Origin of the sequence: Ectopseudomonas chengduensis (assembly GCF_900102635.1) — a bacterium.
Classification (GTDB): domain Bacteria; phylum Pseudomonadota; class Gammaproteobacteria; order Pseudomonadales; family Pseudomonadaceae; genus Aquipseudomonas; species Aquipseudomonas chengduensis.
Genome location: NZ_FMZQ01000002.1, coordinates 243588 through 266127, shown reverse-complemented (window position 1 = coordinate 266127; position 22540 = coordinate 243588). Strand labels below are relative to the sequence as shown.

At 63.9% G+C, this 22540-nt stretch carries 24 protein-coding genes; 12 read left to right on the top strand and 12 right to left on the bottom strand.

Going from position 1 to position 22540, the window contains the following annotated elements:
* The first annotated feature begins 33 nt into the window (after positions 1–33).
* Positions 34–837: a SirB1 family protein gene (locus BLS08_RS05865; RefSeq protein ID WP_055986763.1), complete on the top strand. Its 804-nt coding sequence runs from the start codon at positions 34–36 to the stop codon at positions 835–837.
* 34 nt (positions 838–871) lie between these two features.
* On the opposite strand, the gene BLS08_RS05860 is transcribed toward BLS08_RS05865, so the two are convergent.
* The 3 genes from BLS08_RS05860 to BLS08_RS05850 all read right to left on the bottom strand — a co-directional run bounded on the left by BLS08_RS05860 (position 872) and on the right by BLS08_RS05850 (position 2159).
* Positions 872–1228, bottom strand: coding sequence for a PilZ domain-containing protein (locus BLS08_RS05860; RefSeq protein ID WP_055986766.1), 357 nt, complete (start codon positions 1226–1228; stop codon positions 872–874).
* A gap of 59 nt (positions 1229–1287) precedes the next feature.
* The gene (locus BLS08_RS05855; RefSeq protein ID WP_055986768.1) at positions 1288–1710 is read right to left on the bottom strand and encodes a DUF4124 domain-containing protein; all 423 of its coding nucleotides are present in this window, start codon (positions 1708–1710) and stop codon (positions 1288–1290) included.
* 74 nt (positions 1711–1784) lie between these two features.
* Positions 1785–2159 carry a tetratricopeptide repeat protein gene (locus BLS08_RS05850; protein WP_017674986.1) on the bottom strand — a complete coding sequence of 125 codons (375 nt, stop codon included), beginning with the start codon at positions 2157–2159 and terminating at the stop codon, positions 1785–1787.
* A 246-nt stretch (positions 2160–2405) separates the two neighbouring features.
* Here BLS08_RS05850 and BLS08_RS05845 point away from each other — a divergent pair, with 246 nt between their 5' ends.
* Together BLS08_RS05845 and pyk are read left to right on the top strand one after the other, a co-directional pair.
* Positions 2406–3314: a universal stress protein gene (locus BLS08_RS05845; RefSeq protein ID WP_021490226.1), complete on the top strand. Its 909-nt coding sequence runs from the start codon at positions 2406–2408 to the stop codon at positions 3312–3314.
* 71 nt (positions 3315–3385) lie between these two features.
* Complete coding sequence (gene pyk / locus BLS08_RS05840) at positions 3386–4837, top strand: pyruvate kinase (protein WP_021490227.1); 1452 nt, start codon at positions 3386–3388, stop codon at positions 4835–4837.
* Between the two features lie 61 nt (positions 4838–4898).
* Here pyk and ycaC read toward each other — a convergent pair whose 3' ends face one another.
* Positions 4899–5513 carry an isochorismate family cysteine hydrolase YcaC gene (gene ycaC, locus BLS08_RS05835; RefSeq protein WP_021490228.1) on the bottom strand — a complete coding sequence of 205 codons (615 nt, stop codon included), beginning with the start codon at positions 5511–5513 and terminating at the stop codon, positions 4899–4901.
* 191 nt (positions 5514–5704) lie between these two features.
* On the opposite strand from ycaC, the gene BLS08_RS05830 reads away from it, so the two are divergent.
* Complete coding sequence (locus BLS08_RS05830) at positions 5705–6613, top strand: LysR family transcriptional regulator (protein WP_055986772.1); 909 nt, start codon at positions 5705–5707, stop codon at positions 6611–6613.
* A gap of 1 nt (position 6614) precedes the next feature.
* On the opposite strand, the gene BLS08_RS05825 is transcribed toward BLS08_RS05830, so the two are convergent.
* From BLS08_RS05825 to BLS08_RS05815, 3 genes are read right to left on the bottom strand one after another with little or no spacing between them, the layout of a single operon-like run.
* Positions 6615–7388 carry an enoyl-CoA hydratase gene (locus BLS08_RS05825; protein WP_090336204.1) on the bottom strand — a complete coding sequence of 258 codons (774 nt, stop codon included), beginning with the start codon at positions 7386–7388 and terminating at the stop codon, positions 6615–6617.
* A gap of 60 nt (positions 7389–7448) precedes the next feature.
* On the bottom strand, positions 7449–8387 hold the full coding sequence (locus BLS08_RS05820; protein WP_021490230.1) for an iron-sulfur-binding ferredoxin reductase: 939 nt from the start codon (positions 8385–8387) through the stop codon (positions 7449–7451).
* Positions 8380–9507: a GGDEF domain-containing protein gene (locus tag BLS08_RS05815; RefSeq protein WP_021490231.1), complete on the bottom strand. Its 1128-nt coding sequence runs from the start codon at positions 9505–9507 to the stop codon at positions 8380–8382. The genes BLS08_RS05820 and BLS08_RS05815 overlap by 8 nt, the downstream gene beginning before the upstream one ends.
* 474 nt (positions 9508–9981) lie before the next feature.
* Between BLS08_RS05815 and BLS08_RS05810 the strand changes: the two genes are divergently transcribed.
* Positions 9982–11505 carry a fumarate hydratase gene (locus BLS08_RS05810; RefSeq protein WP_055986785.1) on the top strand — a complete coding sequence of 508 codons (1524 nt, stop codon included), beginning with the start codon at positions 9982–9984 and terminating at the stop codon, positions 11503–11505.
* 160 nt (positions 11506–11665) lie between these two features.
* Here the strand turns inward: BLS08_RS05810 and dsdA are convergent, their stop codons facing one another.
* Positions 11666–13030, bottom strand: a complete 1365-nt coding sequence (gene dsdA / locus BLS08_RS05805; RefSeq protein WP_055986788.1) for a D-serine ammonia-lyase — start codon at positions 13028–13030, stop codon at positions 11666–11668.
* Between the two features lie 139 nt (positions 13031–13169).
* Here dsdA and BLS08_RS05800 point away from each other — a divergent pair, with 139 nt between their 5' ends.
* Entirely contained in the window at positions 13170–13844 is a 675-nt protein-coding gene (locus BLS08_RS05800) for a DUF1028 domain-containing protein (protein WP_055986791.1), read from the top strand.
* On the opposite strand, the gene zapE is transcribed toward BLS08_RS05800, so the two are convergent.
* From zapE to BLS08_RS05785, 3 genes are read right to left on the bottom strand one after another with little or no spacing between them, the layout of a single operon-like run.
* A complete protein-coding gene (gene zapE / locus BLS08_RS05795; RefSeq protein ID WP_090336202.1) occupies positions 13841–14977 on the bottom strand; it encodes a cell division protein ZapE in 1137 nt (378 codons plus the stop codon). The genes BLS08_RS05800 and zapE overlap by 4 nt on opposite strands.
* Complete coding sequence (locus BLS08_RS05790) at positions 14974–15858, bottom strand: carbon-nitrogen hydrolase family protein (protein ID WP_055986798.1); 885 nt, start codon at positions 15856–15858, stop codon at positions 14974–14976. The genes zapE and BLS08_RS05790 overlap by 4 nt, the downstream gene beginning before the upstream one ends.
* The gene (locus BLS08_RS05785; RefSeq protein WP_021490237.1) at positions 15855–16445 is read right to left on the bottom strand and encodes an N-acetyltransferase; all 591 of its coding nucleotides are present in this window, start codon (positions 16443–16445) and stop codon (positions 15855–15857) included. The genes BLS08_RS05790 and BLS08_RS05785 overlap by 4 nt, the downstream gene beginning before the upstream one ends.
* 111 nt (positions 16446–16556) lie before the next feature.
* On the opposite strand from BLS08_RS05785, the gene BLS08_RS05780 reads away from it, so the two are divergent.
* Positions 16557–16955, top strand: a complete 399-nt coding sequence (locus BLS08_RS05780; RefSeq protein ID WP_055986800.1) for a nuclear transport factor 2 family protein — start codon at positions 16557–16559, stop codon at positions 16953–16955.
* Between the two features lie 66 nt (positions 16956–17021).
* Here the strand turns inward: BLS08_RS05780 and BLS08_RS05775 are convergent, their stop codons facing one another.
* Entirely contained in the window at positions 17022–18068 is a 1047-nt protein-coding gene (locus BLS08_RS05775) for a PDDEXK nuclease domain-containing protein (protein ID WP_055986802.1), read from the bottom strand.
* A 227-nt stretch (positions 18069–18295) separates the two neighbouring features.
* Between BLS08_RS05775 and BLS08_RS05770 the strand changes: the two genes are divergently transcribed.
* The 5 genes from BLS08_RS05770 to BLS08_RS05750 are packed head-to-tail and all read left to right on the top strand — an operon-like array spanning position 18296 to position 22530.
* Positions 18296–18985, top strand: a complete 690-nt coding sequence (locus BLS08_RS05770) for a thermostable hemolysin (protein WP_055986805.1) — start codon at positions 18296–18298, stop codon at positions 18983–18985.
* Positions 18969–20417 carry an AMP-binding protein gene (locus tag BLS08_RS05765; protein WP_055986808.1) on the top strand — a complete coding sequence of 483 codons (1449 nt, stop codon included), beginning with the start codon at positions 18969–18971 and terminating at the stop codon, positions 20415–20417. The genes BLS08_RS05770 and BLS08_RS05765 overlap by 17 nt, the downstream gene beginning before the upstream one ends.
* Positions 20414–21073: an iron-containing redox enzyme family protein gene (locus tag BLS08_RS05760; protein ID WP_055986811.1), complete on the top strand. Its 660-nt coding sequence runs from the start codon at positions 20414–20416 to the stop codon at positions 21071–21073. The genes BLS08_RS05765 and BLS08_RS05760 overlap by 4 nt, the downstream gene beginning before the upstream one ends.
* 4 nt (positions 21074–21077) lie before the next feature.
* On the top strand, positions 21078–21869 hold the full coding sequence (locus BLS08_RS05755; protein WP_055986814.1) for an SDR family oxidoreductase: 792 nt from the start codon (positions 21078–21080) through the stop codon (positions 21867–21869).
* A gap of 10 nt (positions 21870–21879) precedes the next feature.
* Positions 21880–22530 carry a tetratricopeptide repeat protein gene (locus BLS08_RS05750; RefSeq protein WP_055986818.1) on the top strand — a complete coding sequence of 217 codons (651 nt, stop codon included), beginning with the start codon at positions 21880–21882 and terminating at the stop codon, positions 22528–22530.
* Positions 22531–22540 lie beyond the last annotated feature (10 nt).

Genomic DNA, 22540 nt, shown 5'->3' with positions numbered 1-22540 from the left:
GGGCTACAAAAGCACAATCCAGTGGAGAATGCGATGAACCCACGCCAAGCCTGCCTGCAGTGCCTGCAACGCGATCCACCCGCCCTGTTCGAGGCGGCGCTGTGGATCGCCGCCGAACACGATGATCAGCTCCAGCCCGCGCAGATCATGAGCGATCTGCACAGCCTGTTACTGCAGGTCAGCGCTGGACTACCCGCCCTGCCCGCTCGCGAACTGGCCCAGCCGCTGCTGCGCCGACTGGCCGAGCTCGATTATCAAGAAGACGACGAAGGCGTGACGCGACCGCGCCATGCCCTGCCGCATGAAGTGCTACGCCGCCGACGCGGCCAGCCGCTGACCCTGGCATTGATTGCGCTGGAAGTGGCACGCCGCCTGGATATTCCACTACAGGGCGTGAACTTCCCTGGTCATTTCATGCTCCGTGTACCTGGCGCCGATCACCTGCTTGATCCTTGCGGTGGGCGCCGCCTGTACACCCGCGACTGCCGCGACCAGCTCTATCGCCAACTGGGCCCGGATGTCGAACTCAGCGCCGTGCACCTGCAGACAGCCGACGCTACCGACATGCTACGACGCCTGTCGCGCAATCTGCGCCTGCTGCATATGCAGCACGATGCCCCGGACGCAGCCCTCAAAGATGCCGAGCGTGTCCTGCAACTCGGTCCGCCGAATCTGGTCGATCACCTGGCTCGCGCGGATGTCTATCGGCAACTGGATTGCCCACAGGGTGAACGCTATGACCTTGAGCACGCGCTGCTGTTCTGTGAGGACGAGGGTCTGCGCCTGCAGTTGAGCCAGCGCTTGCGCAGCCTGGCACGTGCACCAGCGATGCATTGACGCTGCAGATCAGGCGACTCGGACGAGCGAGATATCAGGCAGACGCCGCCAGGCTGTGGAAACTGAAGTAGTAACGCAGCGCGTCGATCATCTCGACGTAATCGGCAGGCGGCGCGACCAGAGCGAACCCGGAGTCGTAGATGCCAGGCGTGACATCTTCACGGCACCACTGGCAGTTGGCGGAGAAGTCGATGAAGTGCATGCCATGCTGGCCTGGAATCTTCAGGCGCATGTCGAAACGTGCGCCCACCAGCATCGGCAACTGACTGATCAGCATCAGACCGTCGAGAGAGACATTGCCGATGGAACCCATCGGTTTGTCGGTGATGCGATTGAACACCTTCAGGTAGTAGGGCAAATGATGGCGTTCGATTCGGCGCTGGCTACGCATAGTGGCAAATCGCTACAAAGGGACTTGAGTATGGCCCTACTACGGCCACTTAACCACCCTCAAGAACAGCGTTGGGCTATCCGCTCGCGCAGCTGGCGACGAGCGGTGTCGGTTTCTTCATCACTGTAGTAGATGCGCTCGCCGCCGGCGCCTTCGCGATAGTAGCGAAAGCCCTCCGGCATCTGCGCCAGGTGTCGGCGCAGATCACGACATTCACTGGCCCGCTCTTCGCGCTGCGCAGCTGCTGTCGCTGCAGCCTGCTGTTGCTCTTCACGCCGGGCATTGTAGAAACGCTGACGGCGCTCTTCACGCTCACGCGTATGTTCGTCGCGCTCGATCACCTGCGGCCTGACCTGCACGGTTTCAGCTCCGGCAACGGGCCTTTGGCCGAAATGCACCCGCCCCTGCTCGTCTGTCCAGCGATAGATTTCCGCCGTCGCCAGCGTGGGCAGTAGTACAGCGATCAACAACCAGTGACGCATGTTCATCCTCCGTGAGAGACATACGCCAGCTTATACCGCACCGCGTCGCCGAGGAACGCCGGACGACCGAAGGCTCAGAGTGTGGCCGGACTGACCTTGGCCGCCGGCGCCGGACTGTGATGCCCCAGCTGCTCCAGCGTCTGCAGACGCGCGCGGGCGCGGTAGGCGTACTCGCTGGCCGGATAGCGCGTGATGATGAACTGGTAGGTCTGCGCGGCATCGACGAACAGGCTCTCGCGCTCCAGGCATTGACCGCGTAGCAGGGAAATCTCCGGCTGCAGGTAATTGCGTGAGCGGCTCTTGCGCTCGGCCTGCGACAGCTCCAGCGCGACACGGGCACAATCGCCTTCGTTGTAGGCGCGATAGGCGTTGTTCAGATGATGGTCGAGCGAGACACGGGTGCAACCCGCGGCAACCAGGGCCACGGCCAGAATGATCAGGGTACGCATGGGCAATTCCTCCAATGAGCAGTGTATCGACAGCCCAGGCAAAAACTGAACAGCGGCAAGCCAACGACGGTTTTTCTGGCTGCGCCTTGGCATGAGGCCACTGCCTCTCATTTTATCAGCGCCAGCGCCACGACCGCCCGTCCTCTCGAACCGACGCTAAATCCCTGTCTGCGCTGACCCATATCAATGCCGTTCAGTACATCAGGGTGTGTAATGCAAATACAGACTCCAGGCGAGGACGCTGCCATGAAACTGCAACGACTGTTGGTCGTCATCGACGCCGAACACCAGCAACAACCCGCCCTGCAACGCGCAGCCGATGTGGCACGCAAGACCGGCGCCGAATTGCACCTGTTGCAGATCGAATATCATCCAAGCCTGGAAGGCGGCCTGCTGGACAGCCATCTGCTCAACCGCGCCCGTGAAACCATCCTGCGACAAAACCACGAGGCCCTGCGTGCCAGCGTCGCTCACCTGAGTGATGAAGGATTCAAGATCGAAGTGGACGTGCGCTGGGGCAAGCGCCGCCACGAAGAGATCCTTTCCCGCGTCGCGGTGCTGCAACCGGACATTCTGTTCAAGTCGACCCATCCCAGCAGTGCGCTGCGCCGCCTGTTGATCAGTGATACCAGTTGGCAGCTGATTCGTCGCAGCCCAGTGCCGCTGTGGCTGGTACACGACGCCGAACCCCATGGTCAGAGCCTGTGCGCCGCGCTCGACCCACTGCACAGCGCGGACAAACCTGCCGCCCTCGATCATCAGTTGATTGATACCAGCCAGACCCTGCAGGCCGAGCTCGGCTTGCAGACAGAATACCTGCACGCGCAGGCGCCGCTGCCGCGGTCGCTGCTGTTCGACGCCGAGGTAGCGCAGGAATATGAAGACTACGTGACCCAGTGCAGCCGCGAGCACCGTGAGGCCTTCGACAAGTTGATCGCCCAGCATGCCATCGATAGAGCACAGGCCCACCTGCTGAACGGTTTTGCCGAGGAAGTCATCCCGCGTTTCGTGCGTGAGCACAATATCGGCCTGCTGGTGATGGGCGCCATCGCCCGCGGCCATCTGGACAGCCTGCTGATCGGCCACACCGCAGAACGGGTGCTGGAACGTGTCGAGTGCGATCTGCTGGTGATAAAACCGCACGGCAAAGGGTAGTGCACAGGAACAATGACTACAGCCCGGCGCCGTAGTAGCCTCCCGGTCATAGTTCACTAGGGAGTTCGTGCATGACCTTTCGCCGCACCAAAATCGTCGCCACCCTGGGCCCGGCCAGCAGCTCGCCGGAAGTGCTGGAGCAACTGATCCTCGCCGGTCTCGACGTGGCCCGTCTGAACTTCTCCCACGGCACGCCGGACGACCACAAGGCGCGCGCCGCCCTGGTTCGCGAGCTGGCCGCCAAGCATGGCCGTCATGTTGCCCTGCTCGGCGACCTGCAAGGCCCGAAAATCCGTATCGCCAAATTCGAGAACAAGCGTATCGAGCTCAAGGACGGCGATCTGTTCCGCCTCTCCTCCAGCCACTCGCGTACGGCCGGCACTCAGGAAGTGGTCGGTATCGACTACCCGGCGCTGATCCAGGACTGCGATGTCGGTGACGAACTGCTGCTCGACGACGGCCGCGTGGTCATGCGCGTCGAACTCAAGGGCGCGGACGAGCTGCACTGCCGCGTACTGATCGGCGGCCCGCTGTCGGACAACAAGGGCATCAACCGCCGCGGCGGCGGCCTGACTGCGCCAGCGCTGACCGAAAAAGACAAGGCCGACATCAAGGTCGCCGCCGAGATGGACCTGGACTACCTGGCCGTGTCCTTCCCACGTGATGCCGCCGACATGGACTACGCCCGTCGCCTGCTCACCGAAGCCGGCGGTACTGCCTGGCTGGTGGCCAAGATCGAACGCGCCGAAGCCGTGGCCGATGACGAAACGCTGGACGGCCTGATCCGCGCCAGTGACGCGGTGATGGTCGCCCGCGGCGACCTGGCCGTGGAAATCGGCGACGCCGAGCTGGTCGGTATCCAGAAGAAGATCATCGCCCACGCCCGTCGCCTGAACAAAGCGGTGATCACCGCCACCCAGATGATGGAGTCGATGATCCACAGCCCGATGCCGACCCGCGCCGAAGTCTCCGACGTGGCCAACGCCGCGCTGGACTACACCGACGCGGTGATGCTGTCGGCCGAAAGCGCCGCCGGCGAATACCCGGTCGAAGCCGTGCAGGCCATGGCTCGCGTGTGCCTGGGTGCCGAGAAACACCCGACCAGCAAGCAGTCCAGCCACCGCATCGGTCGCCAGTTCCAGCGTTGCGACGAGAGCGTGGCCCTGGCAACCATGTACACCGCCAACCACTTCCCCGGCGTCAAGGCCATCATCAGCCTCACCGAGAGTGGCTATAGCCCGCTGATCATGTCACGCATCCGCTCGTCGATCCCGATCTTCGCCTTTACCCCGCACCGCGAAGCCCAGGCCCGCGTGGCGCTGTTCCGTGGCGTCTACACCGTGCCGTTCGACCCGGCCTCGCTGCCGGCCAACAAGGTCAGCCAGGCGGCGGTGGACGAGCTGCTCAAGCGCGGCGTGGTCGAGCCGGGCGACTGGGTAATCCTGACCAAGGGCGACAGCTACCATGGCACCGGCGGCACCAACACCATGAAGATCCTCCACGTCGGCGATCAGATGGTGTGATTCACCCTTGAATGCAAAAGGCCGCTCATCGAGCGGCCTTTTGCGTTTCAGCGGTCTCGCTTCATTTCTGGTTGTAGCTCTGAATCAGGTTGGCGTAAGCCGGCAGGTGGCCGCCAAGAATGCCGCCGAACCCTTCGACATCGTTACGCCAGTCACGGTGCAGCTCACCACCGACGCTGAACCAGTTGACCAGTTGGGCGCCGGCATGGGCCATGCGTGCCAAGGCGGCATCGCGCACAGCAGTGTTGAAGGTGCCGGAAGCGTCCGTCACCACGAAGACGTCATAACCGGCCTCCAGTGCCGAGAGTGTGGGAAATGCCACGCAAACGTCGGTGACTACACCTGCGATGATCAGTTGCTTGCGCCCTGTGGCTTTGATCGCGTTGACGAAGTCCTCGTTATCCCAGGCGTTGATCTGCCCCGGGCGAGCGATGTAGGGCGCGTCGGGAAACATGGCCTTGAGTTCCGGCACGATCGGCCCATTGGGGCCCGTCTCGAAGCTGGTGGTAAGGATGGTCGGTAGCTTGAAGAACTTGGCGATATCCGCCAGCGCCATGACGTTGTTCTTGAACTCGTCGGGCGAATAGTCACGCACCAGCGAGAGCAGACCCGCCTGATGATCGATCAACAATACGACGGCATCGTCCTTGTCCAAACGCTTGTAAGTGAAAGCCATGGGAAAACTCCTGTACGGGTGATGAGGCTGAACCTCGAGACCATTGCGATCTCGAAGGACGCTCAGCCTAGTGGCCAAGGCCGCAGGCAATCGACCGCGCAGAGGGAAAATAGCTTTTCGAAAAAACCGAACAAAAATCCTCGACGAAGGCATTACCCTCATCCAATCGAATCGGGGGGAGAATCCCGCACATGAAGCTTGATCTGCAGGAAATCGAAACCTATCTGCGGGTGGTGGAACTGGGTGGCGTAAGCCGGACAGCAGAAGATCTGGCGCTATCCAAGTCGGTGATCAGCAAGCGTTTGAGCGATCTGGAACAACGTCTCGGTAGCAAACTGCTGCACCGCTCGACGCGCAAGGTCACACCGACCGACACCGGCCTGGCTTTCTACCAGCAGGCCAAGCAGGCACTGCTGGAACTGAGCGAAGCGGCCGAGGCGGCAGCCTTCAATGACAGTGGACTATGCGGGCGCCTGAACATGCTGGCGCCGATGAGTTTCGGCACGCTCTGGCTGGCACCGCTGATCGCCGAATTCATGCGTCTGCATCCACAGCTGGAGGTCAGCCTATACCTCGAAGATCGCATCAGCGATTTCGAGCGCGAAGGCTATGACCTCTGCATACGGATCTCACGCATCGGCGATAGCGCGCTGATCGCCCGCAGGCTCGCCAGCAGCGCCCGGATACTCTGCGCCAGCCCGGAATACCTGCAAAGGCAAGGCACGCCGGAACATGTCGAAGCGCTGCGTGAACACGACTGCATCGGCTACAGCAACTTCGCCTCACGGCAATTCTGGTCCTTCGAAAACGACGATGAGCAAGGCGAACTGGCGAACGTGGCACCACGCGGACGGTTTTCCAGCAACAACGGCGAAGTCATGCGCGAACTGGTGCTGGCCGGCCAGGGCCTGGCGCTGCTGCCAAGCTTCCTGGTCCACCAGCATCTGAAAGACGGCTCGCTGGTCGAGATTCTGCCTCAGGCGCGGCCCAAGCCTTACTCCATCTATGCCATGTACCCGCGCTCCCGGCGGGCGTCACGCAAGGTCGTGGCGCTTTGCGAGTTTCTCCAGCAGCGCCTGCTCGAACCGCCTTGGGAATAGATCAGGAAAAACGAGAGAAGTCCGGCTCTCTGCGCTGCATGAAGGCCGTCAACGCCTCGATGGCCTCTGGCGAACGCAGGCGTTGGCCGAACAAAGCACCCTCCTCCTCGATCACCTTGCGCAGCTGCTCGCGATCCGGCGCGCGCATCAGGCGTTTGCTGTCGGCGACCGCTGATGGCGCCAGCTCGAGAAAACGCTGTGCCATCTCGCGTGCCTTGTTCAACGTCGCCGCGCCATCCTCCAGCGCCTGGTTGGCGATGCCCCAGGTCGCGGCCTGCTCACCCGTGAAGGACTGACCGAGCAACAGCAGCTCCGCGGCGCGTGCGTGGCCCAGCAGACGCGGCAGAATCAGGCTGGAGCCATATTCGGGGCACAGACCAAGATTGACGAAGGGCATTTTCAACTGCGCATCGCGGCTGACGTAGACCAGGTCGCAGTGCAGCAACAAGGTGGTACCGATCCCCACCGCCGGGCCAGCCACTGCGGCGACCACCGGTTTGCTGAACTCGAACAGCGCGCGCATGAACTGGAACACTTCGCTGTTCAAGCCGCTGGGCGGCGCCTGGATGAAGTCGGCGACGTCATTGCCGCTGGTAAAGCACGTCTCGCCACCAGTGAGTAGCACCACGCGCACGCTGGGGTCGCGCTCGGCCTCATCCAACACTTCGGCCATACCGGCGTACATCGCTCGGGTCAGTGCATTCTTCTTGTCCAGGCGGTGCATGCGCAGGGTCAACAGACCGCCGTCGCGTTCGATATGCAGGTGTTCGCTCATGCAAGGCTCCAGTGGATACGTCGTACGCACCGGCATCGGGCCTGGCCGGCCACGCACAGTCTAAGCGCGAGTGAGAAAGACGTCGGCGAGCATCTGGCTGCGCGGCAAACCGGCCATGTAGAGGCGCCGCGCGAAGCTGTCGACGGTCACGGGATGGCCGCAGAGTAAGGCGAGGGTCTGCCGCGAAACAAGGCGCAGTTCGGCCAAAGCAGCCGGCAACTGCGCCGCCGTTACCAGCTCCACCTGCAGGTTGGCGTGCTGCGCCGCCAGTGCCTGAAGTTCGCTCGCCAGGTAGTGCTCGGCCGGCTCATGCGCCACGTGCAGCAGGCGAATGGCGCCTTGGTGCTCCTGACGCAATGCTTCACGCAACACCCCGTAGAGCGGCGCCAGACCGGTACCGGCGGCCAGCAACCAGAGCGGTCGCGCCTGCCAATCAGCATCGTAATGCAGGGCCCCACCGCGCAGCTCGCCGAGGCGCAGCGTGTCGCCAACCTGCAGGCGCCGCGCGGCATCGCAGAATGCGCCGGGCATACGACAATCGATATGAAACTCCAGGCAGTCGTCCTCGCTCGGCACGCTGGCCAGCGAATAGGGGCGCGCCACAGCCTGATCGCTCCACAGCAGCAGATGCTGGCCGGGGCGATAACGCAACGGCCTGGCCGGCTGCAAGCGCAGGCGTAAAACCTGCGGGCTGGGCCAGTCCAGCGCGGCCACCTTGGCTGCCAGGCCATCACGCTGAGGGTCGAAGGGTTCGACCTGCAGGTCCCCAATCACCTGGCACTGACAGGCCAGGCGCCAGCCCTCGGCACGCTTGTCGGCCGCCAGTGCCTCGGGCTGACTATCCAGCGGCTCGCCGGCGACGCAGCGCACCAGACAGGCGTGACAACTGCCGGCGCGACAGCTGTAGGGCACCGCCACACCGCCGCCGAGCAAGGCATCGAGCAAGTTGGTTTGTTGGGCGACCTGCAACTGCAGGGCACCCACACGCAGTTCAGGCACCCGCGTTCTCCCAGCTGGCATCGCAACGATTGCGTCCGCCGCGCTTGGCCTGGTACAGCGCCTGATCGGCACGCTGCAGGGCTTCATCGAGATCGTCACCGGCAACCAGTAGAGTCATGCCGGCGGAGAGACTGAGATTGTCCACCTTCACACCCACCGGCTCGGCCCTGGCAAAGGCTTCGCGCAGGCGCTCGCAGCAGGCGGTGAACTGGTCGGCATCGGTATTGGGCAATAGCAGGACGAATTCCTCACCGCCGTAGCGGGCAATGATGTCGCCGTCACGCAGACAGGCACGGGCAACCGCGGCGAAGGTTTGTAGCACCCGGTCGCCAGCAGCATGGCCATGAGCATCGTTGATTCGTTTGAAATGGTCCAGATCGATCAGCGCCAGGCCGTGATGTCGCCCGTGGTCCAGATGCTCCAGTTCGCGGGTGGCCAGACGCAGGAAATGGCGACGGTTGAACAACCCGGTGAGCTCATCAGTGGCGACCAGGTCCTCGAGCTGGCGCATCATCCCGCGCAGGGTGTCCTGGTGCGCCTGCAGGGCGAAGCGGCGTTGGCGCATGCGCTTGCGCATGGCTTGCACGTAGCTGGAGAACAGACACAGCCAGACCAGCAGGATGAACAGCACCCACACCTGCAGCCAGGCCATGCTCGGGTCCACCAACTGCATGCGGTAGGCTTCGATCAGCACCATGGCAGTGAAGCCGAAGAAGGCGAAGGCGGCGCAGCGCACGAACACCCGCGGCGGCAGCTGGAACACGCCGAACAGCAGAATCAGTACATAGAACACCATCATCACGCCGCGCGCGCTGTCAAACAGCGCCAGCACCGGCGGCTGCCAGGCCAGTGCCACCAGCACCTGGGCTTCGGTCAGGCTGGGATCGTCACAACGCAGGTTACGCCCGGAAAGGAACAGCCAGAGGAACACCAATTGACTGCCGAACACGCCCAGGGTCAGCCAGGCGGCGGTGCTGATGGAACCGAGGAAAAGGCCATTGAACACGGCGAACCAGCAGACAAGCGCCATCATCGCGTAGGTAGCGAAGGCCATGGCGAAGCGTTTGAGCAGGAGGCTCTGCAGGCTGCGTTGGGTTCCCCGGCGAGTCGTTGAGCTCATGGGCTCCATCCCATACTGGCATCTGGCCGTACTCTACCCCTGTGATCACAAAAAACCTAGGCCGCAGTAGGAAACCGCTGAAAATCAGGCGAGCCAGTCAGCGCGGGAAAGAACAGGCGAAAACGATCGCAGTCGCGCCCGAGGTTACTAGCGGCAAATGAGCATTCGACCAGGCTGGCGTTCCGCCTGTTTTAACCTAGCGATGGCAATGCACGACTGCATGGATGCAGGAGGTAGAGCGACGCAACAAGCCAAAGCCGAGGTCGCTTTGCCGGCGCCCGATAACCGCCCACTGCACTTGCCATCGACCTTCGGCTGCTGTGCCCGACGCGAGCGGGTGCGGTATACTGCCGCGCCTTTTTGGGCGGCTCTGAAGATATCGTCAAGGTGATTCCCAGAGCTGCCCTTCCGCCGTTGCGCCGGGTCGTTGTCCGGCGCTTCCTTGTTGATGTTCCCTGATAGAGGAGCGCCCCAATGACCGTGATCAAGCAGGACGACCTGATTCAGAGCGTCGCCGACGCACTGCAGTTCATCTCCTATTACCACCCCGTCGACTTCATCCAGGCGATGCACGAGGCCTACCTGAAGGAAGAGTCGCCGGCCGCCAAGGACTCCATGGCGCAGATTCTGATCAACTCGCGCATGTGCGCCACCGGCCACCGCCCGATCTGCCAGGACACCGGCATCGTCACCGTGTTCATCAAGGTCGGTATGGACGTGCGCTGGGACGGCGCCACCATGAGCGTCGACGACATGATCAACGAGGGCGTGCGTCGCGCCTACAACCTGCCGGAAAACGTCCTGCGCGCCTCGATCCTGGCCGACCCGGCCGGTGCCCGCAAGAACACCAAGGACAACACCCCGGCGGTGATCCACTACTCCATCGTTCCCGGTGACAAGGTGGAAGTGGACGTCGCGGCCAAGGGCGGCGGCTCCGAGAACAAGTCGAAGATGGCCATGCTCAACCCGTCCGACTCGATCGTCGACTGGGTACTCAAGACCGTGCCGACCATGGGCGCCGGCTGGTGCCCGCCGGGCATGCTCGGCATCGGCATCGGCGGTACTGCCGAAAAAGCGGCAGTGATGGCCAAGGAAGTGCTCATGGAGCACATCGACATCCACGAGCTGCAGGCTCGCGGCCCGCAAAACCGTATCGAAGAGCTGCGCCTGGAGCTGTTCGAGAAGGTCAACCAGTTAGGCATCGGCGCCCAGGGCCTGGGCGGCCTGACCACCGTGCTCGACGTGAAGATCATGGATTACCCGACCCACGCCGCGAGCCTGCCGGTGTGCATGATCCCCAACTGCGCCGCCACCCGTCACGCCCACTTCGTGCTCGACGGCTCCGGCCCGGCCTCGCTGGAAGCCCCGGATCTGGACGCCTACCCGGAAATCGTCTGGGAAGCAGGCCCGAGCGCGCGTCGCGTCAACCTCGATACCCTGACCCCGGAAGACGTGCAGAGCTGGAAGCCGGGCGAGACCGTGCTGCTCAACGGCAAGATGCTCACCGGCCGCGACGCTGCGCACAAGCGCATGGTCGACATGCTGAACAAGGGCGAGCAACTGCCGGTGGACCTCAAGGGTCGCTTCATCTATTACGTCGGCCCGGTTGATCCGGTCGGTGACGAAGTGGTTGGTCCGGCTGGCCCGACTACCGCCACCCGTATGGACAAGTTCACCCGTCAGATTCTCGAGCAGACTGGCCTGCTCGGCATGATCGGCAAGTCCGAGCGCGGCCCGATCGCCATCGAGGCAATCAAGGACAACAAGGCCGTGTACCTGATGGCCGTCGGCGGCGCCGCCTACCTGGTGGCCCAGGCGATCAAGAAGTCCAAGGTGCTGGCCTTCGAAGAGCTCGGTATGGAAGCCATCTACGAGTTCGAAGTCAAAGACATGCCGGTGACCGTGGCCGTCGACACCAAAGGTGAGTCCGTGCACATCACCGGCCCTGCGATCTGGAACAAGAAGATCGCCGAAAGCCTGGCGGTAGAAGTGAAGTAAGCGTCAACGCTGCAAAGCAGAAGCCCGGCCAAGTGCCGGGCTTCTGCGTTTTCAGGCGCGACGCGTATTGCTCCTGGGTAGGAGCCGCGCCCCGCGGCGAATTGGCCCGTGCAAACGGCAGAGAAGCTTCGCCCCGGGACGGTGCTCCTACAGACTTGCGTCAATCCTCGCCCGAACCCTGCAACAGTTGCCGGCCACGCGCCAGGTAGCTGTCCATCTCCGCCTGCGGCACCATGCTGCCGCCGGTCGCCCAGACCAGATGGGTCGCCTGCGCCATGCGCTGCGGCGTAAAGCCCATGCGCTGGCGATAGCCCTGCTGCTCGCCAAGCACGCGCAGCACACCCGGCATGCCGGCCAGAGCCGAAGGTTCCAGGCGCTGGCCCTCGGTCTGCTCCAGCAACGCCAGGTAGCGGAACATCTGTTCATCGCTGACCGTGTAATAACCATCGATCAGGCGCTGCATGGCGCGGCCGACGAAACCGGATGGCCGCCCCACGGCAAGCCCGTCGGCAGCCGTGCGGTTGTCGATGCCGAAATCCTGCACCGCCAGCTCCTCATGCCGACCGGTGTGAACGCCGAGCAACATGCACGGTGAATGCGTCGGTTCGGCGAACAGACAGTGCACCGCGTCGCCGAACGCCAGCTTCAGGCCGAACGCCACACCACCCGGCCCGCCGCCCACGCCACAAGGCAGATAGACGAACAGCGGATGCTCGGCATCGACCACAACGCTGGCTGCCGCCAGTTGCTGCTTGAGACGCTCGCCGGCCACCGCATAGCCGAGGAACAGGTGCCTGGAATTCTCGTCATCGACGAAATGGCAGCGCGGATCAGCCTCGGCCTGACGCCGCCCCTGCTCCACGGCAACGCTGTAATCGCTGGCGTACTCGACCACGGTCACGCCATGGGCACGCAGCTTGTCCTTCTTCCATTGGCGCGCATCGGCGGACATATGCACCGTGGCCTGAAAGCCCAGACGCGCACTGATGATGCCGATGGACAGGCCAAGATTGCCGGTAGAGCCGACGGCTACCTGATAGCCACCGAAGAAGGCGCGCATCGCGTCGCTGTCGAGGCAGGCGTAATCGTCCTCGAGGCTGAGCAGCCCGGCAGCCAGTGCCAGGTCCTCGGCATGCTTGAGCACCTCGTAGATGCCGCCACGGGCCTTGATCGAACCGGAGATGGGCAGGTGGCTGTCGCGCTTGAGCCACAGCGCGCCGATCTCGCCTTCTGCCTGGGCCGCCTCACTGAGCAGCGCCTGCATCTTCGGCAGAGGCAGGATGTCCGACTCGATGATCCCGCCACTGACGGCCGTCTGCGGGAACACCCGGGCCAGGTAGGGCGCGAAGCGCGCGAGGCGCGCGCTGGCATCGGCCACATCCGCGGCGCTCAAACCCACATCCCCCAACGCCTCGCTAACAGGTGCCACAGCTGGGTTGAACCAGCTGGTTTCTTGCAGGGCGATCAGCTCATCGAGCAACGGATATTGCGCGCGCCACTGAGCGAGCGACTGGCCAAGAATCATGCGGCGTTCCTCATTACAGGCAGTTAACGGCGCCCATTAGATGATGCCCGTGGCCATCTGGCAAAGGCCGCGACAAGCAGTCAAGCGGAACGATACCCACCCAGACGAGGCCTAACGCGGAAATTGCCAAGGAGTTGCCATGACCTTTTCCATCGTTGCGCGCTGCCCACGTACTGGACAGTTCGGCGTCGCGGCGGCCACTGCGATGCCCGCCGTCGGCAAACTGCTCAGCCACGCTGCCGCTGGTGCGGGGGCGGTGGCGACCCAGGCGCAGGTCAACCCCTATCTGGGGCTGGATGGCCTGGCGCTGCTGCGTCAAGGACTTTCGGCCCGACAAGTGCTGGAGCGCCTCAAAGCCACCGATCCCTGCATGGAACTGCGTCAGTGTGCGTTGATCGACGCCCAGGGCGACAGCCTCTGCTGGACCGGCGAAAAGTGCATTCCCTGGGCCGGTTCGCTGGCAGGCGAGCAGTTCTCCGTACAGGGCAATCGCCTGGTCGGCCCACAGGTACTGGATGCAGTAGCCGAAGCCTTCCGCCACGCTGAAAAGCGACCGCTGATCGAACGCCTGATCGAAGCCCTGGCCGCTGGCGACCGCTGCGGCGGCGACCGTCACGGCGAGTCGTCCGCAGTGATCTACGTGGTCGATCAGGAGGAGTATCCGCTGTGGGACATCCGCGTCGACCATCACCTCGACCCGGTGGCCGAGCTACGCCGCCTACATAAGGTATTCGCTCGCGAGGTGCTGCCAGAGATCCTCGCGATGCCGACACGTGACAATCCGGCGGGCCTGGCAGCGGAGGATTCGGTCTAGGCCTGCCGGCCAACAGGGGGCCCGAAACGCTCCAGTTGCATCTCACGCAGACGACTCAAGGTGCGGCGGAAGGCAAAGTCGAGGTAGCCCTGGGTGTACAGCTCGTCCAGCGCCACCTCGGCTTCGATATACAGCGGCACACGGCGGTCGTAGCACTCGTCGACCAGGGCAATGAAGCGGCGTACCGCATCGTCGTTGCGCGACAGCGCCGGTAGTTTCCGGTCACCGGCATCGACCCGCTCGGCACCGTCCTCGGTGCCACGGGCGATGCGCCCCTCGCGCTGCTCACCGCCCAGGCGCGCCACTTCACCGAGCAGGATGGTCGAGAAGCGCTCGCACAGTTCCATGAAGTCGGGAGCCGCCAATGGCTGTTCACACAGATCCCGGAAGCGGCACCAGAGCGCTGCTGAGCTATGACCGAGGGTTTCGATACGGCGATGGCTGAGTTCGACCGGCTCGCGACTAATGGTTTGCCCCTCACTCAGACGAGCGAAAAGCTCACCCAGCACCTGCGGCTGCTGCACCCAGTAGCGTTGCACCTCGGTACCGGGATGCAGACGATGATCCTGCTCGCCGTCCACGGTCACCACCTGCATGTGTGCCTCGAGCGCAGCGATGGCCGGCAGGAAACGCTCACGGTTGTAGCCATCGGCATACAGCTGATCCGGCGGCTGATTGGAGGTTGCCACCAGTACCACCCCCTGCGCCACCACCAGGCTGAGCAGCCGACCGAGCAGCATGGCATCGCCGATGTCGCTGACGAACAGCTCGTCGAAGCACAGCACACGCACCTCGCGCCCCAGCTCCTCGGCCAGCAGGCGCAGCGGGTCGGCATTGCCGGTCAACTGGAACTGGCGGCGATGCACCCACTGCATGAAGTGATGGAAATGCTGTCGCCGCGCCGGCACCCGCAAGGCGTTGTAGAAGCTGTCCATCAGCCAGGTCTTGCCGCGCCCGACCGGCCCCCAAAGGTACACGCCGAGCGGGCGCTCGCCGCGATGCACAGCCTCATGACAGTGCTGCAGCGCCTCGACCGCACGGTGCTGCGCAACATCGGCGACAAAACCGCCCGCTAGTGCACGGCGATAAGCGGCCAGCGGCGAGTCCGGCGCTCCCCGCTCGAAGCCGCTCAACGCAGCACCAGCCGGCCGTCGTCGAACTGCCGCGGCCAGTCGCGGCGGGTGAACACCTGGCCCTGCTCGCGCACGCGGCGCACTTCAGCCAGATCCAGGTCGCAGATCAGCCAGTGGCTACGCGTGGGGCACAGCTCCTTGCTCTCGGCGACGATGCCGCTGGCCGGCATGCCGTAGTCCGACGGCACGTAAAGCGAAGCGCGGCCGTAGCCTTCGTCGAGCGACGGCGACCAGGGCGCCAGGCCCACGGTAGGCGAATGCAGCACGGCGATCTGGTTCTCCAGCGCACGGGCCTGGGCGCCGATGCGTACGCGGTGAAAGCCGGCCACGGTGTCGGTGCAACTGGGCGCCAGAATCAGATCAACGCCAGCCTCGGCCAGGGTGTGCGCCAGCAAGGGGAATTCGTTGTCGTAGCAGATCAGGATGCCCAGCTTGCCCAGCGCGGTATCGAACACCTTCAGCCCGCTACCCGCCGCGATATGCCACTGCTCCAGCTCGAAGCGGGTCATGATCAGCTTGTCCTGAGTGCCCAGGCAGCCGTCCGGGCCGAACAGCCAGGCGCGGTTGCGGTAGATGCCGTCGTCATCCAGCACGGCTACGGAACCGGGTTGCAGGTAGAGATTCAAGCGCCGCGCCAGGCTCTCGCACAACGCCAGCCAGCCTGGCAGCAGCGGCTGGATGCCGGCGATGGAGCCGTGCAGGTCGCCACGCTCGGCTTCCGGCAACTGGCCGGTCAGCACCAGGCCGGCATATTCCGGCAGCAGCAACAGTTCAGCGCCCTGCCCGGCCGCTTCCTCGCACAGGGTGGTGAGGTGCTCGGCGAAGGCCTCCCAGGTGGTGAACAGCTCGATGTGGTACTGGCAGGCGGCAACCTTGATCATGGGGCAAGCTCCTTCAACCAGAACGACATGGGCTTGGCTGATTCTTCGGCTTCGTCCAGGTCGCGCCAGTGGTACTGGGTATGCAACTCGGGGTGATGACGGTAGCCGCGGCGTGCCCAGAAGGCATCCAGCGGCTGGTAATCGGCGGGCCGCCGCGGGTGGTCGGCCGCGCGCTGCACGGCGCAGAACGCGCACCAGTCGAAGCGATCCAGCGTATGCGCATGGGCCTCGCGCTCGGCAAAGAAACGCACCCCCAGGCCGCGCCCGCGCCAGGCCGGCAACACCACCGACTCGGCGCAGTAGAAGATCCGCGCCGGGTTCCAGCCCGCGGCAACGAACGGCTGCTGGAATTCCTCGGTTTCATCCTGCAGCGGCAGCGCGGTGGAAGCGCCTACTACCTGACCGGCGTCGAGTACCAGCACGCACAGGCTATCGGCACTGCGCACATAGGTGGCCAGGTACTCGGCCTCATAGTCGAGGTTGCCGTCATAGAGGTAGGGAAACTCGCGGAACACCTGGATGCGCAGACGCGCGAGGTCGTCGATATGGGGTTCGATCTCCGCTCCCCGCAACAGTCGGATATCCATTGCAGTCGCTCGCCAGCAACAGGGTGACGCCAGTAGCTATACCAGCGGTAAACGGCGAACTTATCATGCGGGCCAACCAACCACTAACCACGCTACGAAAGGAACTTAGCCATGACCGCCACCGAACTGGTTCAGGCCTACTACGCCGCCTTCAATGCCGGCGACATGCCCGCCTTTCTCGATCTGCTGGCCGACGACGTGGTGCACGACATCAACCAGGGCGAGCGTCAGGTTGGCAAGGCCACCTTCGCCGCCTTCATGGACAAGATGAACCGCTGCTACCGCGAGCGCCTGGCCGATATCGTGGTCATGCAGAACGCCGCTGGCGACCGCGCCGCCGCCGAGTTCGTGGTGCACGGCGAATACCTGGCCGACGACGAAGGCCTGCCGCCAGCCAATGGCCAGACCTATGTGCTGCCGGCCGGCGCCTTCTTCGAGATCAAGAATGGCAAGGTCGCGCGCATCAGCAACTACTACAACCTCAATGACTGGATTGCGCAGGTCGGCTGAATATCCTCAGGCCCGGGGCCGAGCCTACCAGCCGCTCGGTGCCCTGATGCACAACCCCCTCCCAGCTCAGTGAACCCAGTACAGCCCACGTTGCTCGGCCAGCCGCGCTCGCTCCCGATCCAGCTCGGCTCGTAGCTCTTCTTCACTGGGTAACACCAGCCTGTATTTGCTGGCGAACAGTTGCTCGCTGTCCTGCAGCACCGAATAACGCACCACGGACGCATCCTTCTGCGCACAGAGGATGATGCCCACGGTCGGGCCATCTTCCGGGCCACGCCTGAGGTCATCGAACATGCGCACGTACATGTCCATCTGGCCGATATCCTGATGGGTCAACTCGCCGCGCTTGAGGTCAAAAATGACGAAGCACTTGAGCAGGTAGTTGTAGAACACCAGGTCGATGTAGAAATCCTTGCTCTCGGTGCTGATGCGCTGCTGCCGGCCGACGAAGGCGAAACCCTTGCCCAGTTCCAGCAGAAAGATCTGCAACTGGTCGATCAGCGCCTGCTCCAGCTCGCCCTCCAACATGGTGCCAGCATTGGGCAGGCCGAGGAACTCCAGCAGCACCGGATCGCGCACAAACTCACGCGGGCTCTTGCCCAGGGCCTGCAGCTTGCTCGCCGCCTCCTGCTCGACCGCCGCGCGATCCTGGCTGGCCAGCAGACGCTCGTAATACAACGTGCCGATCTGCCGCTCCAGCGCACGGGTACTCCAGTTCTGCGTAGCGGCCTCGTTCATGTACCACTGCCGTGCACTGTCGCTGTCCACTCTGAGCAAGGTGCGATAGTGCGTCCAGCTCAATTCGTGACGCAGTGCGTCACGAATCGGAAAAGCTTGGTAGAACAGACGCATGTAGCGCAGGTTAGAGGCATCGAAGCCCTTACCGAACTCAGCCGTCAGCTCACTGGCCAGCGTCGGCAGCAGCTTCTTGCCGTAGGCGGCACGCGCCTGCCCACCCTGCTCGAATTCAACGATATGCCGGCCGATTTCCCAGCAGGTTTGCACCTGAATCGCATCCACCGCACGCACGGCCTGCTGCCGGGCCTGGCGGATCAGCTCAGCCAGTTCGGTGAGCAGAGGTTGCAACTTGGGGTCAGCATTGAGTGACGTCATCTTTCCTCCCTGAATGCTCGGTATTGATCCTGCCAGCGATGGCCCATTCAGTCCGAAACTTACCCACTCAACCGGCCAAGTGCCAGTGTTCGAGCCCTCTGTGAGCGGATTCATCTGCGATGGCCAACGCCGAGACCATAAGCCTGAAACATTTTGCAAAGTCTTAATACAGCGTTAAGCCAGCCACTCACACAATCGCCCCCAGGTTCATCACCGAGGTTCCGAGCATGGAACTACCCTGGGCGCAGCATGATCGTCCCGTTGCCCGTATCGGGCGCGGCGATAGTTACGAACTCCACCTGGCCTCCCCTGGCAGCGCACGTCGCGTTGCCCTGGAGCAGTTCATCCGCCAGCGCTTCGAACTGCAGCACGACGCACGCATCCGTCACTTCATGCCCTGCCTGTTCGGCCTGGAAAACCAGACCGGCCAGCTGCTCGGTGCGGTGGGCGTGCGCAGCGGCAACAGCGGCCCGCTGTTTCTCGAGCGTTACCTGGACGAGCCGATCCAGAGCGCCATCGGCGCACGCCTGGGCCACACCGAGCCCAGCCGTGGCGAGCTGGTGGAAGTCGGCAACCTGGCCGCCGACAGCCCCGGTGCCGCCCGCCTGCTGATCGTCGCGCTGACCGATCTGCTGGTGGCCCTGGGTTTTCGCTGGGTCACCTTTACCGGTACCCCGACCCTGCTCAACAGCTTCCAACGCCTGGGCCTGACCCCCATCGCCCTCGGCGAAGCCGATCCGGCGCGCATGGGCGATGAGCTTCCCGACTGGGGCAGTTACTACGACAACCGTCCGCTGGTCATGGCGGGCGACATTCATGGCGGCCACCAGCGCCTGCTGCAGCTGGGCGCCTATCCGCGCCTCGGTCATCAACCGTTGTATGCCCTGGAGGAGATGCCCGATGTGGTCTGCAGTTGAATCCTTCTTCGAGCGTCTGGCCGCCTTTGGCCCGCACACGGCGCTGGCCGAGGATAGCCATGAGCTGACCTATGACGGTCTGTTGGCAGCCGTGACCAGTCGCAGCCGCCTTCTGCGCGGGCTGGGCGCCCAGCGCGTGGCACTGGCGCTGGATAACGGTATCGACTGGGTACTGTGGGATCTGGCGGCGCTGCATGCCGGCCTGGTCTGCGTGCCGGTACCGGGGTTCTTCTCCGCCGAGCAGCAACGCCATGTGCTCGACAGTGCCGGCATCGACTGCCTGATCGGCGCTGGTGCCCCCGGCTTCGCCAGCGTGGAAAACGATATTTATCACCGCACGGTCGCGCAGCCTGCAGAGCTGCATCCGGGCACCTGCAAGATCACCTACACCTCCGGCACCACCGGCCAGCCCAAGGGCGTGTGCCTGGACCTGAACACACAGCTGGCAGTGGCCGACAGCCTGGTCAAGGCCAGCGCCAGCCGCGAGGTGCAACGGCACCTGTGCATCCTGCCGCTGGCGACTCTGCTGGAGAACATCGCCGGCGTCTACGCGCCGCTGCTGGCCGGCGCGCGGGTCGAGCTGATGCCAATGGCGCAGATCGGCCTGACCGGGGCCAGCGGCTTAGACCTGGCGCGCTTTCTCCAGGCCCTGCACACCGCCCAGCCGCACAGCCTGATCCTGTTGCCACAATTGCTGCTGGCGCTGGTCAGCGCGGCCGAGCGCAAGCTGCCGGTGCCGACCTCGCTGCGTTTCGTGGCCGTTGGTGGCGGGCGTGTCTCGGTGCAGTTGCTGCTGCGCGCCGATGCGCTGGACCTACCGATCTTCGAGGGCTACGGGCTGTCCGAGTGCGCCTCGGTGGTGTGCCTGAACACGCCCGAGCAGCGCCGCATCGGCAGCACCGGCCAGCCGCTTGGCCACCTGCAAATGACGCTGGCGGCCGACGGCGAAGTGCTGGTCAAGGGCGCCCGCATGCTCGGCTACCTCGGTGAACCGGCGCCGCAAGGCGAATGGCTGGGCACCGGCGACCTCGGTCATTTCGAGCAAGGCTTCCTGGTGCTGCACGGGCGCAAGAAACATCAGTTCATCACCGCCTATGGGCGCAACGTCAACCCGGAATGGGTCGAATCCGAGCTGGTGCAGCAGTTGCCTATTGCCCAGGCCTGGCTGCACGGCGAGGCGCTGCCGGGCAACGTCGCGGTGCTGGTGCCGCGCTTCGCCAATACCCTTGACGCGCAGCTGCAAGAAGCCGTGGACGCCGTCAATCACGGCCTGCCGGACTACGCCCGCGTACACCACTGGCTGCGCGCCGAGGCCCCGTTCAGCGCGAGCAACGACCTGGCCACAGCCAACGGTCGCCTGCGCCGCGCTGCCCTGTTTTCCCATTACCAAGCCGCCATCGAAGCGTTGATGGCAGAAGGAGTACATGCATGAGCTTCTACGAATCCCTGCTGGCCCAGACTCAAGCCGAGCGCGACTACCTGCTCGGCGCACCGATCATCCAGCAGGCCATTACCGGCCAGGTCGCCCTGCACAGCTACATCGCCTTCCTCACCGAGGCCTACCACCACGTCAAGCACACCGTACCGCTGCTGATGGCCTGTGGCGCACGCTTGCCAGAGCGTCTGGAATGGCTACGCGAGGCCATCGCCGAGTACATCGAGGAAGAAACCGGCCACCAAGAGTGGGTGCTCAACGACATCGCCGCCTGTGGTGCCGACAAGGAAGCGGTGCGCCATGGCACCCCGCACATGTCCACCGAACTGATGGTGGCCTACGTCTACGACCGCATCGCCCGGCACAACCCGGTGAGTTTCTTCGGCATGGTCAACGTGCTCGAAGGCACCAGCATCGCCCTGGCCACTCAGGCCGCTGGCATCATCCAGGACAAGCTGCAACTGCCGAACAAGGCCTTCAGCTACCTCAACTCACACGGCAGCCTGGATCTGGAGCACATCGAGTTCTTCAAGAAGCTGATGAACCAACTGGACAACGACGATGACAAGGCCGCCGTGGTGCACACCGCCAAGGTGGTCTACCGCCTGTACGGCGACATGTTCCGCAGCCTGCCGCTGGCTGGCGAGGAGTAAGGTCATGCAACCGACGGATTGCCGTGCCCTGCTTACCGGCGCCAGTGGCGGTATCGGCCTGGCCCTGGCCCAACGTCTGGCCAGCGAAGGCGCCCATCTGCTGCTGGTGGGCCGTCGTCTGGAGCCCCTGCAAGCGCTGTTGCAACGCTTCCCGCAGAACGTGCAACTGGTGCAGGCCGATATCGCCAGCCGCGCCGGGCGTGATGCACTGCTGGCCGCCGCGCAGAACTTCGGCGGGCTCAATTGCCTGATCAACGCCGCAGGGGTCAATCGTTTTGGCCTGCTCGACCAGCAGGACGAACAGCAGATCGCTGAGCTGATCGGCCTCAACGTCACCGCGACACTTCAGCTCACCCAGCGCCTGCTACCGCTGCTGCGGGCGCAACGGCGTGCGCTGGTGATCAACGTCGGCTCCACTTTCGGCACCATCGGCTACTCAGGTTTTGCTGCCTACTGCGCCAGCAAGTTCGCCCTGCGCGGTTTCTCCGAGGCGCTGCGCCGCGAGCTGGCCGACACCAATGTGCGCGTCCTCTATTTCGCCCCACGCGCCACCCGTACGCCGATGAACGCCCCCAGCGTGGTAGCGATGAACGACGAGCTGGGCGTGGCCATGGACGATCCGGAAAAAGTCGCGGCCGAATTGCTGCAAGCCATCCGCCACGAGCAGGAAGAGCGCTACCTGGGATGGCCGGAACGCCTGTTCGTCCGCCTCAACGGCCTGCTGCCACGCGTGGTCGACCAGGCCCTGCGCAAGCAGCTGCCGATCATCCAACGCTTCGCCCGTCATAAACACTGAGGACAACCCCGTGAACGCACTGCGTACCCTGATCATTGCCACGCTCGGTTTCGCCACCCTGCCCGCCTTCGCCCTCAGTGAAGGGGGCGAAGCGCAGTTGCACCAGTTGCAGACGCGCTGGGCCGAGATCAACTACCAGACGCCGGAGAAGCAGCGCGAAGAGGCCTTCGCCAAGCTCGTCAGCCAGGTCGATGCCGCGCTGACCAGCGAGCCCAAGGCACCTGAGCTGCTGATCTGGCGCGGCATCATCCTCAGCACCCAGGCTGGCGCCAAAGGCGGTCTTGGTGCATTGGGCCTGGTCAAGGAGGCCAAAACCAACCTGGAGCAGGCGCTGGCCATCGACCCACAGGCGCTGGCCGGCTCGGCCTATACCAGCCTCGGCAGCCTCTACTACCAGGTACCGGGCTGGCCGATCGGCTTCGGCGACGATGAACAGGCCGAGAAGATGCTCAAGCAAGCCCTGGCGATCAACCCGGACGGCATCGACCCGAACTACTTCTATGGCGACTTCCTGCAACGGCAGAAGCGCTACGAGGAGTCTCGCGCCGTGCTGGAAAAGGCCCTGGCAGCCAAGGATCGCCCTGGCCGTGAACTGGCCGACCAGGGACGCCGCGCAGAAGCCGCAGCGCTTTTGCAGCAGGTGACAGGTAAACTCCAGTAACCCTCTACAG